The 13,456-nt window shown below is 44.6% G+C and carries 15 protein-coding genes; 7 read left to right on the forward strand and 8 right to left on the reverse strand.

The window, feature by feature from the left end; all coding sequences use genetic code 11:
• Window positions 1–65: 65 nt before the first annotated feature.
• From AAV90_RS03335 to AAV90_RS03345, 3 genes are read right to left on the reverse strand one after another with little or no spacing between them, the layout of a single operon-like run.
• Window positions 66–1,313 carry a G5 domain-containing protein gene (locus AAV90_RS03335; RefSeq protein ID WP_046495835.1) on the reverse strand — a complete coding sequence of 416 codons (1,248 nt, stop codon included), beginning with the start codon at window positions 1,311–1,313 and terminating at the stop codon, window positions 66–68.
• A 19-nt stretch (window positions 1,314–1,332) separates the two neighbouring features.
• A complete protein-coding gene (locus AAV90_RS03340; RefSeq protein WP_046495837.1) occupies window positions 1,333–2,049 on the reverse strand; it encodes a PRC-barrel domain-containing protein in 717 nt (238 codons plus the stop codon).
• A gap of 27 nt (window positions 2,050–2,076) precedes the next feature.
• Window positions 2,077–3,513, reverse strand: coding sequence for a hypothetical protein (locus AAV90_RS03345; protein WP_046495842.1), 1,437 nt, complete (start codon window positions 3,511–3,513; stop codon window positions 2,077–2,079).
• Window positions 3,514–3,822: 309 nt separating this feature from the next.
• Here AAV90_RS03345 and AAV90_RS03350 point away from each other — a divergent pair, with 309 nt between their 5' ends.
• Window positions 3,823–5,112: a thiolase family protein gene (locus tag AAV90_RS03350; protein WP_046495845.1), complete on the forward strand. Its 1,290-nt coding sequence runs from the start codon at window positions 3,823–3,825 to the stop codon at window positions 5,110–5,112.
• 320 nt (window positions 5,113–5,432) lie between these two features.
• Window positions 5,433–6,182: a DUF134 domain-containing protein gene (locus tag AAV90_RS14370; protein ID WP_076982599.1), complete on the forward strand. Its 750-nt coding sequence runs from the start codon at window positions 5,433–5,435 to the stop codon at window positions 6,180–6,182.
• Window positions 6,183–6,214: 32 nt separating this feature from the next.
• On the opposite strand, the gene AAV90_RS03360 is transcribed toward AAV90_RS14370, so the two are convergent.
• The 3 genes from AAV90_RS03360 to AAV90_RS03370 form a co-directional block, all read right to left on the reverse strand.
• Entirely contained in the window at window positions 6,215–6,448 is a 234-nt protein-coding gene (locus AAV90_RS03360; RefSeq protein WP_046495847.1) for a FeoA family protein, read from the reverse strand.
• A gap of 11 nt (window positions 6,449–6,459) precedes the next feature.
• Window positions 6,460–8,232 carry a FeoB small GTPase domain-containing protein gene (locus AAV90_RS03365; RefSeq protein WP_242847475.1) on the reverse strand — a complete coding sequence of 591 codons (1,773 nt, stop codon included), beginning with the start codon at window positions 8,230–8,232 and terminating at the stop codon, window positions 6,460–6,462.
• Between the two features lie 290 nt (window positions 8,233–8,522).
• A complete protein-coding gene (locus tag AAV90_RS03370; protein WP_046495853.1) occupies window positions 8,523–8,957 on the reverse strand; it encodes a Fur family transcriptional regulator in 435 nt (144 codons plus the stop codon).
• Between the two features lie 233 nt (window positions 8,958–9,190).
• Between AAV90_RS03370 and AAV90_RS03375 the strand changes: the two genes are divergently transcribed.
• From AAV90_RS03375 to AAV90_RS15085, 5 genes are read left to right on the forward strand one after another with little or no spacing between them, the layout of a single operon-like run.
• Window positions 9,191–9,544 carry a NifB/NifX family molybdenum-iron cluster-binding protein gene (locus tag AAV90_RS03375; protein WP_052729575.1) on the forward strand — a complete coding sequence of 118 codons (354 nt, stop codon included), beginning with the start codon at window positions 9,191–9,193 and terminating at the stop codon, window positions 9,542–9,544.
• A gap of 50 nt (window positions 9,545–9,594) precedes the next feature.
• Entirely contained in the window at window positions 9,595–9,942 is a 348-nt protein-coding gene (locus tag AAV90_RS03380; RefSeq protein WP_046495856.1) for a NifB/NifX family molybdenum-iron cluster-binding protein, read from the forward strand.
• Window positions 9,943–9,956: 14 nt separating this feature from the next.
• Entirely contained in the window at window positions 9,957–10,796 is an 840-nt protein-coding gene (locus tag AAV90_RS03385; protein WP_046495859.1) for a nucleotide-binding protein, read from the forward strand.
• Window positions 10,797–11,660, forward strand: coding sequence for an ATP-binding protein (locus AAV90_RS03390; RefSeq protein ID WP_046495861.1), 864 nt, complete (start codon window positions 10,797–10,799; stop codon window positions 11,658–11,660).
• 18 nt (window positions 11,661–11,678) lie between these two features.
• Window positions 11,679–11,879 carry a DUF5320 domain-containing protein gene (locus AAV90_RS15085; RefSeq protein WP_198142806.1) on the forward strand — a complete coding sequence of 67 codons (201 nt, stop codon included), beginning with the start codon at window positions 11,679–11,681 and terminating at the stop codon, window positions 11,877–11,879.
• Window positions 11,880–11,936: 57 nt separating this feature from the next.
• Here AAV90_RS15085 and AAV90_RS03395 read toward each other — a convergent pair whose 3' ends face one another.
• Window positions 11,937–12,761: an MBL fold metallo-hydrolase gene (locus AAV90_RS03395; protein ID WP_046495864.1), complete on the reverse strand. Its 825-nt coding sequence runs from the start codon at window positions 12,759–12,761 to the stop codon at window positions 11,937–11,939.
• A gap of 158 nt (window positions 12,762–12,919) precedes the next feature.
• Window positions 12,920–13,414 (reverse strand): DUF6125 family protein, encoded by a 495-nt coding sequence (locus AAV90_RS03400; RefSeq protein ID WP_207642043.1) that lies wholly within the window; start codon window positions 13,412–13,414, stop codon window positions 12,920–12,922.
• Window positions 13,415–13,456 lie beyond the last annotated feature (42 nt).

Below are 13,456 nucleotides of genomic sequence, written 5' to 3' on the forward strand. Positions count from 1 at the left end.
GGTATTATCCTTTAAATGTTTAGATTTATCTTAGATAGTATATCACAAATCATCATGGCCAGGTATTATTTTATAGTCGTTCCCGGTGCTACGGTTATTACTGTATTGCGGGGAGGATGGATTTCTTCTGTCAGGAGCTTTTTCTCGATCTCTTGACCATTTACCCTTACCACCCTGAATGTAGAAATTTTTTGGCCTTCCTGTCCCTTTTCCACGATCTTATCCCCGGGCTTTAGTTTTTTATCTATTTTAACCTCTATTTGGGGACTAATTATAGTTTGTTCTTTGATTAACAACATCTCTTTGCCTTTTTCAGTCTGTAGGCCATAAATTCTGACCAGCAGATTACTCCCTTCGACCGCAATGTTCAACATCAGCGGATTGCCGGTATTATTAATAAATTCAACCTCTCCCGGCTCAGTATTAACTACGTGTAGATTTGCAGATCGGCAAGCATTCGCCAAGGTATTACTGATTATTAACGCCACTTGCTGGCAGCTTTGCTCCAGATCTTTGGATTCGTGATCAGCAAGAGCTGTCTTTAAAGAGAAGTCATCTTCATTCATAACAATCGTACCATTAATGCGGGATATGGTCTGGCCCAGTATGGGTTCGCGGACAATAAATTCATTCAGGCTGCCTGTGCCAACACCTATCAATGATTTGATATCTTTTATATCTTCGGTCTTTACTTTGGGATAAACATCCTGTAATTTTAAGGCAATCGGCCCCAGATAGCCCTGTGCAATAGCCCTTTTGATATGGGCTAGACTTTCATCTCGTTTTACTATATAGCCATCGACATGTACCACATATTCCAGGTAACCCTTGATATATAAAACACGAGCATCAACAGCAGGTTTATTGGCCTTATCCATTATATCAGTAAGTTTTTGATCAAACAAAACCTTGTTGTTTATCTTCATTACCGGAGCAATATCAATTGATTCACCGCGGATTAAAGTATGCTGCAAGAGACTTCCGGTATGCAAATATTCATCAGCTTTTTGCAAGCTGGCATCCACATCATATGTAATCCCCAATTCAGTTATCGGAATGGAAACAACGGAATTTTGCTTGTCTATGATAATCTTAAGCTGACTGTCCCATTTTCGGTCCATTTCGGCTCTTATTTTTGCTCCGGCCTCATCCTGATTTAGATTAGCAACCGCAATATCACCTATTTTTAGATTAGATGGATATATGGCTGCGTCCCTTTTGGCCAAAGCCATGGATACGAGCATAATTGAAAGACAAGCTGCCAGCAACCCTAGCGATATGACCTTAATGATGATCTTGTTTACATCTGTCATATCAGTTCTCTCCAATTACTTATTTAGCACATTGTGAAAGTTCCACAAATTTTCCTTTGCTTTCAGCAAGATCACAGATTTCCTCGGTAACTACCGTACCTTCCGGGATGATAACATTGCCATCGGCGTCTTTTATATCTTGAATTACACTCTTGCCTACCAGGAACTGTTTTTGTCTCTCTTTAAAGAGGTTGGCACCATCACTGCCGACATTGGCAGCAACTTCTTTGGATTCAGAACTTAAGACCGGTGGCGGAGTCGAACCTGTTTGCTCCTTGATCACAATTACATCCGTACCAAAGGTCAGAACATTCTCAGCTTCTACAACTTCGATCTTGGATTCATCTGCGGCCGTTTTATACTCCAAGCGAACCAATTTGCCAGTTTCCTCATCAATCTCATATTCACTGACTACACCGACCAGATTGCCTTTATTGGTTAAGACTCTATTTCCTTTAACTTCTATGTTCCTTTGCAGCAGACTGTTGGCACTGGAGGTATCGTTAATCGTTGCCAACTGATTCTCGCTTTCAGTCGTAACCGCATGCTCGCCAACACCCATAACCGCTTTGAAAGGCAAAACTCTTGCACCCACATACCAGCTACCGTTGCTGACCAGGATAAAATCGACTTTGCCCTCCTCAGGATTGATCACCAGATCTTTGACCTGCCCCAGTTTTCTCCCGTCTACTATAGAGAATACAGGCAGGCCAAGGATCTCCTGGCTTTTTTTCATTAGCTCAAACTCCCTTCATCTACTTTCTTATATTTCGACGAACTCGGCCACATTCTTGCGAACCAAGCGTGGTACCTCAGAAATAGGTGTATTGGCGAGACCAAGTCTGTCCAATTCAAAACTCAACATTCTGATATAAGAAAGCTGACGCTTAATTGCATCTATTATATCAGTTCGCCTATACGCTTTGCCAATGCTTGCGAAAAGAAGTTCCTCAGCCTGATTATACCTTCCCATGTCCTTATAAATATTAACCATCTCCATTAGCAAGAGGTAAGATAAATCTTCGTCTGAAGTAATTTCTAAGGCTTGGGCCAGGCATTCCAAAGCCTGAGCAGTGTACTGCGCTTTTTTCAGTTTAAAGGCCTGATCGATTAATTGATTTACCCGCTCATCCTTACGGCGCAGGTTATTATCATCGGCAGTTTCTGAGGTTTCCATTATATTATCTATATTAATAAGCCCCTTAATTTTCTCCCCTGGTTCATCTGACCGGCCGGGCTCATTTTCAGCAGAAAGTATAGCATTAGAATCATCGGTTGGCGATAAGTCAGGCAGGATTGGCAAAATGTCATCTTCATCATCTCGAGTAATATTATCGGATGAATTTGTGAGTTCATCACCCCCGATATCCCCAACCGCAACTGTATCCTGTACCGCAGCTTCATTTAGAGCATTCTTTAATGGCTCGTCCGCCAGCGTCTCCAAATCCTTGACCACATTAAAATTCTCACTTGCAGCAAAATTGTCAGCCGCTATTTGCTTATCGGCATTAGGCACATGATCTGCTTCTGCCTCTGCCAGGTTATCAGTTTGGTACGTTTCTTCAAAATTAGGTTCCAAAGCAGCCGATTCTTCCAAATTAACCTGAACCGATAAAATTTGATCTGGTAACGTTGACAACTCGGTTACGTTATCTAAAATAAGTGTCCCGTCGTTACTTGCATCATCCTGAATTGATTCGGAAACGGAATTAACTTCAACGGCTGGAACCAGATTCTTTGGAAAATTGTCACGATTGGGTATTATCTCATCGTTATCCCTATTCACATTAGTTTCCGGCACAGAACTCTCACTGACAGACAGGTTTGATGTCTTTAATTCCTCAATCCCGGCAGCATCTTCGAAATCAGCGACTGTCTGAACTTTAGTCTTATCAACTAACCGTTTCGAGGCAAATACCTCATCGGATGTTGAAACCTCCCGGGCTAAATACCAAGCAGGTGATTGAGTCGCTTTTATAAAAAACCAGGTTAAAACTAAAATTGCCGAAAAATATAACACAAGTGCCATGGGTAAACCCAAATTTCCCATAAGAATCGGGAACGATATAATAATTGCCAATGAAGCAGTGATAATAGCCACCCTGTATTTGAAAATTAAGCCTTGACGGCGAAGCAGATAATTCATCAATATTCCGATCGGGAAAAAAACAAGTATGGTGTAAACAATATACTCTCGCATAGAACTCCCCTTATTCGCTACTAACCTGAACATTATATTTCGACAGGGAAAAAATATATCCTCTTACAAATTAATAATTTTCAATCTACTTTTATATTAATATCGATAAGCAAAGTTAAAAAGTCATAATGTTTGGCGAATATTTCTATTTTTCCATTAAAAATCTATAAAATGGAAGTATTTATCAAAATGGTTATTAGTTATTATTTATGTAAAAAAAGGTATTTTTTCCTCAACCTAGAATATATATTGTGAGTGGTTAAGCTTTGGTTCCAAACAAAAAAAATTTTAAAGGGGGATACTTGAAGTATGAAGGATGTATTTGTAGTTGAGGCTGCACGTACGGCCGTTGCCCGTGCAGGAAAACAATCCTGGTTCACCAATGTCCGCGCTGACGAATTATCTGCTATCGTATTTAAAGAACTTAGAAAAAGAATCGGATGCGAAGACAAAGCCAAACAGGCTGAACTGATCGATGATGTAGTTTGGGCCGCTACGGCTAATGCTTTCATGGAACAGGGTCTTAACCAGGGCCGTCTCGCCTGGATACTGTCCGATGGTTCCTACGATGTTCCAGGTTGTACTGTAGACCGTTTCTGTGCATCCGGACTCAATTCCATTTCCTTTGCCACCAGCACGATGATGGCAGGATGGGGCGGGGACGTACAAATTGCCGGCGGTGCCCAGCATATGTCCCATATACCTATGGGAGCCGGAGCTGATGTCCATCCTGATCTAGGCAACTATATGACCCTGGCCGCAATCAACATGGGCTACACTGCTGAAATAGTGGCCCGGCGTTTTAACGTTGGACGGGAAGCTCAGGATCAGCTTGCCATGGAGTCCCATCTAAAATGTGCTGCCGCACAGGCTGCCAACGGAGGACTGGGAAAAGCTAAAGATGCCATCATTCCGATTATGGCTAAAGTACCGGCTAAAAGTGCCAAAGGTGAAGTAAAAAGAGATGGTGCTTATGTAGCGACTGACCATCTGGCCAAAGCTGCCGCTGAAAAAGGCGAGGAACTGGTTGAATTCTGCGTGGCCCGTGACCAGGGAGTCCGGCCCGAAACTACCATGGAGTCTCTGGCAGCCATGGCACCTGTTTTCATGCAGGATGAACAGGCTACCGTAACCGCCGGCAACTCATCCCAGATCAATGATGCCGCAGCCGGCGTTGTTCTGGCTACTGCCGAAGGTGCCAAAGCATTAGGCAAAAAACCGGTAATGAAGCTCTTAAACTTTGCAGTAATAGGATTGGAACCGGATATCATGGGTATTGGGCCAGTTCTGGCTATTCCCAAGGTTCTAAAGAGAGCCGGGATGACTCAAGATCAGATTGGTCTCTGGGAAATTAACGAAGCCTTTGCTTCACAGTCTGTTTATTGCCGCGAAACGTTAGGACTTCCTAAAGAAAAAGTAAACGTTTGGGGTTCAGGGATCTCCATCGGTCATCCGCTGGCCTGCACCGGCGCTAGAATTGCCTGTGACATATTCTATATGTTCCAGGATCCTGATTACGCTGATGTGGAATATATTGTTGAATCAATGTGTATCGGTCATGGACACGGTGCTGCTGCAATCTGGCAGAGAGTAAAATAACCATATTTCCTAGGCGGCTGACCGCTCGCGGTTAGCCGCTTTTTATATGGATGCTAATAGCCGCACTGTCGCCAATTAAGGAATAGACCTGTGAACGAAGTTTACATCAGTAGTTACCAGGTTATTTAATCTATAGTAGTGAGCTGGGTCATATTCTGGCAAGAGAAGCAGTTTCATAATATAATTAACGTATAAACGATTAGTTAAGTAACCTAAACTAGAAGTGCATTTACAAATACCTCCTGGTACGCGTTGTTTCCTAATTTGCAGTCGCTTTTTAGGCGTCTATTACAATTCTATTATTAAGCGAGGTAATGATTATGCCCAGGGAATCAAAATGCAGAATGGTCGCTTTTATGCCGCCTGTGCAAGCCTATAAGCCGGTAGGAGTGCCTCTGGCAGATGTAGAAGAAGTGGTCTTCAAGGTGGAAGAGATTGAGGCGATTCGTTTAAAAAACCATCTAAATTTGGAACAGGAACAATGTGCTCAATTAATGGGGGTCTCCCGTCCCACATTCCAACGAATTTTAACGGAGGCTTACGCAAAAGTAGCTGATGCCTTTAGCAATGGCAAATCCATACGAATCGAAGGAGGCAGTTACTGCCTGGGGCAGGGGCATTGTCGGCGCCGGGAACGAAATTTAGCCCAAAGAGAAGGCTGCCAACATTATGGTGCAGGATTGGTGCCGGAGTCAGTTACAGACGGCGCGCCCATTTTCCCGAATAAAATCGCTGTTTGTGCAAATGGCAGCGACCCCTCCGCCGTGATTGAGGAACGTTTTGGACGCTGCACTCATTTTATGGTCTGGGATTTAAACTCCAAGACTTTTGAGGTATTAAACAGCCGGGAATCAGACCATTATAATTCCCCGGGAACCAGCATTGCCAAACGACTCATCCAGGCAGGGGTGGGCTCACTGATCGTTGGCCATATCGGTCCTCAGGCTTTTAAGGTATTAAAACAAGCCCATGTGCGCATATACACCGGGGCCAGTGGTAAAAGCATCACCCAAACAATTGCTATGTTCGAAGCCAACGAGCTAACGGAGTTGGAATCAGCCAACAGCTAATCAGGCAAGACTTCTACTTGCTTTTTTAAACCCTATGTTTCCTGTATTGGTTCAACCTCAACCGAGGCAGCCAGGTTTCTGCCCAGTACAACCCTTGATTGCCCCACCTGGAAGAGCAATGGCCCTTTGAAGGGATGTATTTCCAGCAGTTCTATTTCAATTCCCGGCCTGATACCCATTTCAAACATTTTACGTTCCACTCCCCTCCCACTCCCAATGTTACGAACGATTGCTTTTTGTCCGCGTTTTAGATCAGTTGTATTCAAATAAATTCCTCCTAAACCGGTAATATCATATTCAGTGACATCCCGACCGCAAATGAGGTAATAAATCCCATCCCCAGTATTTTAAAAAGGCTTTTAAAACCCAGTTCCCTGACGGTTACCACCATGACCGGCAAACAGGGCAGGGATAAAGCAATCATGGAAAGGGCTATAGTTGCCTCCCGCGAGGTCAGACTAAGGTTTAGTAATACCAGCGGAGCCAGGTAGCGTTGGAATATAGTTATTAGTACCGCTACAAATGCTTCCGCCGGAATGCCAAACAATAGCCGGGTAATCGATTCCATACCCTGAAACACTTCTAAAAGATTGGATTCTATTAAAGCCCGAATAGCGATGCTCATTATAAGCAAAAGGGGCAAAACCTCGGTAAAAAAACCTGAAAAGCGCAGTTTAATTTTATTCCAGACATTCTTAGCCTGAGGTACACGCAACGGCGGAAGTTCATAAATGAACGCATCTTCCTGGGGGCTAAGCCTGCTCAATATTAATCCCAGGAGCAGCATTACAATCAACATGGTGGACACAATTACTGCCAGGGAAGCATTGAATTTGGCACTGATCATAACCAATACGCCTACCGTCGCCGCACAGGGTATGACAATGCTTAATAGCGTTATGACGATAAATCTCTGGGTATCATTGGGCAATACACGGGTCGCCATGACAGCCGGAGTTCTGCACCCAAACCCCAGAGATAATGGAATAACCGCCTGCCCGGAAACCCCAAAAAAATTTCCCAAGCGCTCCAGGGCTACGGAATAACGCGGCAATAAACCGGTGTCTTCCAATAATGCCATCAACAAGCTGACCATCAGCATAGCCGGCATAATAATAGTAAATGGAATAATCAACCCTTCTGGAATTGCCTTTGCCAATACGGTCGCTACAAAGCCAGGCGGCATAATGGATAAAATAAATCCATGCAGTATTTCGCTTACCGGCTCTAGCAGATTAGCGATAGGCCCTTCGCACATGGAGATAAATTTACTTAAAGCAACCAGTGCCAGATATGCCAGTATTAACAAAACCAGGGTTCCTGCAACCGGCCGGTCGACTAAATACCGGATGTTTTGTAGATAACCCGAGGCAGCTTGTGCAGTCGGAATTGTCACCGTTTGGGCGGTAGCGCGGGCCCTTTCAGCTCTTTGCAGATCCAGATTGGTGGTGCATTCTTCTACCACAATAGAGCACCTTCCACAGTTGCCGGAACAGTCACAACTTTCATCCAATCTAATCCGACGCACGTTAAGCGATTCAGCCGGGTTAGACCCGGCGTTTTTTCCCTTCATGGATGCCGTATCTCTTAAAAATGCCTGAAACTCGTCCACACCTTCGCCGGTGCTTGCGGAAAAAGCTATTACCGGCGAATTTAGGAGAGATGACAGTTTGAAAACATCAATGTCCATCCCTATTTCGCGAGCACGATCAACCTGATTTAAGACAACCAACAGCGGATATCCTAAATCTAGAAGTTCATAGCTTAGCACCAGATTTCTTTCCAGATTGCTGGCATCGACAATATTAATAATAATATCTATAGCTTCTTTTTCGAGGAGTTCGCGGGTCAAATTGGAGCCTTCATTATTGGAATAGATGGAATAAACCCCCGGAGTATCATAAAATCTAATCTCAGTGCCGTCCAGTTCCAGTCTGGCCGCGGCGATCTCGGTAGAAGTGCCAGGATAGTTGGAGGCAAACAGGCGGCTGCCTGTTAGGACGTTTAAAACTGAGCTTTTACCTACATTAGGGTTGCCTACCAAAACCATTTTCACAAAAAACACCTCGCCGTACATCTCGTACATATATAATATTAATAATCATTATCGTCTATGGCAGACAATGGTTTTCGGGGATCCTGCCCAACTGATTGCCAATAAACGGATTTTCAGATGCCCCTGCTTCTAAAGTAGCTTCAACCCATTCAGGGCACAAGGCTGGTAAAAACTTGGATAGTCTGCAAAAGTTAGGCAGCGTCTTTAATCTTTCAAGGAATAAATAATAATTTATTCCATTCTAATTTAAGTGTTAATAAGTGTCTTAATACTGTATAGCCTCTTTATTTTGGGATGCATTCCGGACAGTATGCATACACTTTTAGATGATGGTCAACCACTTCATACCCCTGATCCTCAAGATGCTGTTCCAGACTGCATAACAAATCTTCCTCCACCTCGCTAATTTTCCCGCAGGCGGGACAGATTACATGATGGTGGCGGTGGATTTCTTCATCGGACAATTCGTAACGATATTTCCCCTCGTCAAAGGTGGTTTTATACAGTATATCCATACTAGTTAAGCTTTCCAGACACCTGTAGACTGTAGCAATTCCGATATTGGGTGCTTTGTCACGAGCTGCCAGCAGAACTTCTTCTGCAGTCAGATGCTGACCTTTATTTTCCTTCATTACTTCCAGGATTGCTTTGCGGGGCTGTGTCAGACGATAACCGGCTTTATCCAGACTTTCTATAATCTTTTTGTCGATTTTAAACACCCCTTTAAACACTTCATATGATAATGATTATCATATGGTAATTTTTATTTTACTACACCTTGGAGATATAGCAAGAAAAAGATCTAAAATCATTTTTCGTCCGGCTTGACAAGCGAAACTAAAAAGGAATATTATTATAATAACGTTATGAGCATATGTTCATAACAAAAAATGGTTTACACAATAAAGCCTGATCAGCCCGGCAACTAAATACAAAAGGAAAGGAGTACAAGATGATTAAAAAGATTGCGATTTGTTCTACCGGCTCTTCCCCTTCATCTCAGGTAGATGAACGTTTCGGGCGCTGTGCCTGTTTTATGATCTGGGATCCGGAAACCAAGGATTTCGAACCTCTAGCCAACCCCGCGGCAGATGCAGCCCACGGTGCAGGCACCGGAGCCGTGCAAACACTTTTAAATAAAAATGTCGGCTTTATTCTGGCGCAGCGGGTGGGACCGAAAGCGTTTGCCGTTCTCAAGCAGGCGGATGTGAAAATCTATGGCGGTATCGTTGGCAAAACTGTAACCGAAGCTCTGGATAGCTACCGAGCCGAGGCATTGCCGGAACTGCTATCCCCCAGCAATTAGCTGCTGGCAAAAAAAAGCCTTTTATTAAACTTAAATCGGAGGTATTGGTTATGTTGATAGCTATTCCTAGTGAAGACAATATGGTATCTGCTCACTTTGGCCATTGTTCGGAATTCACTTTATTCGCTACGGATACCAGGGAATTTAAAACAGTAAAAAATCCCGGTCATCAGCCTGGGTTTCTGCCCGGTTTCCTTAAAGAACTGGGGGCTGAGCTGGTTATAGCCGGTGGCATGGGAGGCAGAGCACAGGAACTGTTTGCTGCCCAAGGTATTCAGTTGATCGTGGGAGTGTCCGGCAACATAAAAGATGTAATCAAGCTTTATGAACAAGGTCAGCTTAAAAGCACCGGGGCAGTATGTTCAGAACATGCCCATGCGGGAGATTGTCATAGCTAAGAAGGGAGTTTAAAATGCAGATTGCGGTAGCCAGCGGAAAAGGCGGTACAGGCAAAACTCTAATATCGACTACTCTAATGAAGGTGTTAAATGATGAAAGGGTTGTGCTTATCGATGCGGATGTGGAAGAACCTAATGCCGGACTGGTTTTCAATCAGTCCCCGCTTACAACCAGTGTAGTACACCGGTTAGTGCCCACTATCGATCCGGATTACTGTACACTGTGTGGAGATTGTGCGGCAATATGCAATTTTAACGCCCTGGTGGTGATACCAGACCAAGTATTGGTCTTTAACGAACTGTGTCATTCCTGTGGAGCCTGTGTGGCGCTTTGTCCACAATCGGCCATAAGGGAAACCAAACATCCGCTGGGGGTAATTGAGGATACTTTGGTACCGGGTTGCGGAACCCTTTCCACAGGACGGCTCAATGTAGGCGAAGCTTTATCCCCGCCCTTGATAAAGGCCTGCAAACAAAAAGCACCTGGGGCACCAACCAGGATTATTGATTGTCCTCCCGGAACCACCTGCGCCATGATTGAAGCCATCAAAGGCAGTGATTATTGTCTGCTGGTTACCGAGCCGACACCTTTGGGCAGACATGATCTGGTACTATCCCTGGAAGCCCTGCAGCTGCTGAATATCCCCGGCGGCTTGGTTATTAATCGCTGGCAGGGCAATGATCAATACCTGTCAGACCTGTCCAGGCGTACCGGATTTCCTATATTGGCAAGAATTCCCTTCAGTCCTGAACTGGCCCGAAGCTATATGCGGGGCGCGGAGACTTTGGAGGCAATGCCTGAACTGCGCTGTATTATGACGGATATTATCCGCCAGATTAAGGAGGCCGTATAAGTGAAAGAAATTCTATTTATCAGCGGCAAGGGCGGAACCGGAAAAACTTCTTTGACCTCTTCCTTTATCCATCTGGCGGATCAATGTATAGCTTGTGACTATGATGTGGATGCCTCCAATTTGCCTATCCTTTTAAAACCAAAAATCACCAGCACCTGCTATTTCAGTGCCGGACAGACTGCTCTAATTGATGAGAATGTTTGTAACGCTTGCGGACTTTGTGCAGAAATTTGCCGGTTTGATGCTATTGATACTAATCTGCAGATTATCCCTTTGGCTTGTGAGGGCTGTGCTTTTTGTGAAAAAATCTGTCCGGTTAAAGCCATCAAAATGCAGCCCCGCCCTTCCGGGAAATGGTATAGCGGGGTTTTTAATCGGGATCAAACCATTTTCTTTGCGGAACTAAAACCGGGCGAAGAGAATTCCGGCAAGCTGGTGGCTCAAGTTAAAACCGTGGCACGCAAGATGGCTGTGGCAGACCAGCTTCCTATTATTATTGCTGACGGCCCTCCAGGAATTGGTTGTGCGGTAATTTCTGCCCTGGTTGGAGTGGATCTGGCGGTATTGGTAGCTGAGCCGAGCCGCTCCGGTTTTCATGATTTGCAACGTATATATCAACTTCTGCAACAGCGTAATATTAAAAGCACCTTAATTATTAATAAATGGGATTTGAATCCGGTTATAAGCCGGGACATTGAAAGCTGGGCTTCTTGGCACATGATCCCCGTAGCCGGCAAGGTGCCATTTAGTACCCTGGTAGCCAATTGCATTGCCGCAGCCCGGGTTCCGGCAACCGATTCGACAATCCATAAAATGCTTTTTCCTTTGTGGGAAAATATAATGAAACAGTTGACCGTTATTTAACGAAAGGGGTGAATTTATATGCCTAACCGGGATGGAACAGGTCCTTACGGACAGGGAGCGGGAACCGGACGACTCCGAGGAGGGTGTGCCGTTGACCGCAGCCGCAACGCCAACAACCCTAGAAGGGGCGCAAGACGCGGATACAGTTGCAGCAATGGCCCTAAAAATCCAGGCGGCTGGGGTCGTAGTATTATGAACAACAATGCGTCCGCTAGATAATCTAGTCGAACAGAAGGGAGAGTCGACCGACTCTCCCTTCTGCTGCGGTACTTGGTGCTAAAATTGGAAGTTCATGGCTACTTCTCCTTTGACCAGTTTATCTCCCAGGGCATTACGAAGTTTTACCATAGGATCAAAACCCGTGCAATGGCAGGCTACCAGCTTCTCCAAATCAATCCCCTGAAGCGCTTCTACAGTCCGGTTCATTCTATCTTCTGATGCCCCGCCCAGATGGGTTCCGCCTATGAATGCCAGTATTTTTTCCTGTCCCATTTTTTCCTGGGCATATGTAATCGTATTAATTATACCGGCATGGGCACAGCCGCTTATGATTATCAAACCCTCAGGATGGTTAATCACCATGGACATATCATCAGCAATAGTATCAGGCACCAGCCGCTCACCTTCATAAACAAAGAAACTGCCGCCGACATCTTCATAATCGTTTTTTCTAGGTATCTGCCCGGTTACAAAAACCCCCGGACTGATTTCGGTAAAACCGTCTGTGCAGATAAATTCGGCCCCCTGGGATTTGATCTCCCGCGGGGAAAATGAAACGCCGATCTCCTTTTTATACTCACCCAGAACTACATAGCGTGGAATATACAGGTTGGAATGTGCGTATATTTTCTTGGGTCCGGTCTTAAGAAACCCCATTACTCCCCCGGTATGATCGAAATGACCATGGCTGATAATCAAATCATCGATCCGGCTCAGGTCTATGCCTGCTGCGGCCGCATTTTGGAAGAGAGCATCGGCCGAACCTGTATCAAACAGGTAGGTTTGCTCATCTACAGTTACCAGAGCAGCAAAACCGTACTCTCCGTAAAAGCCTGGCATCGGGGTCGTGTTTTCCACCAGTATAGTAATATTAACCTTCATATAGTCCTCCTTAGATATGAATTATTTATTACAACCTGTATCCTTTGGCGTTTATAAGGTCTGAGTAGATCCTTTTAATCTGTATTACCTGGGTCTATTTCTAATCACCCCCAGGTCGGCACTTAACGATAAGGCTGGAAAAATGGCCGACCCGCTGACTAAGGGAGGTTAATGATAACCTCACAACATGGGTCACCATGATTTAAATTTTGGGTATGCTGTACATCGATTTCAAAATCCTTGTCAAACAGTCCGCGGGCCAATCCCTGGTAAGTATAGACGGTTACGATCCCGCAGTCGGCAATATTGGCTTTAGCTATGGCTTTCTGCGTTTCACATTCGGTAATCCTTACCACGATGCGTTCCTGCTCCAGGGTTACTTCCCGGCCTTCAATCTTTAATACCTTACTTAGTATCTCCATGGCCTCGATAAAACTCTCCGGCCAAACCGGCTCTTTGATATAATTTTTCCTAAGCCTTTTGCCAAAAAGATAGGAAAACTGTTTCCAAGCCTCCACATCTGCATCCCAGGCTGTTTGGATTCCATGGCCTTTGGCCAAAGCCATAAACCAAGCACCGTCAATGCGCACAAATGAGTACTGAAGTAAATCAATAATCTCCTGGTCGGTCAGTCGCAAATAATCATCTCCCATCTTTTACAAAGGGACGTTGCTACATCCGCTTTTTTTAATCAT

It is taken from the genome of Syntrophomonas zehnderi OL-4 (genome assembly GCF_000983115.1).
GTDB lineage: Bacteria > Bacillota > Syntrophomonadia > Syntrophomonadales > Syntrophomonadaceae > Syntrophomonas_B > Syntrophomonas_B zehnderi.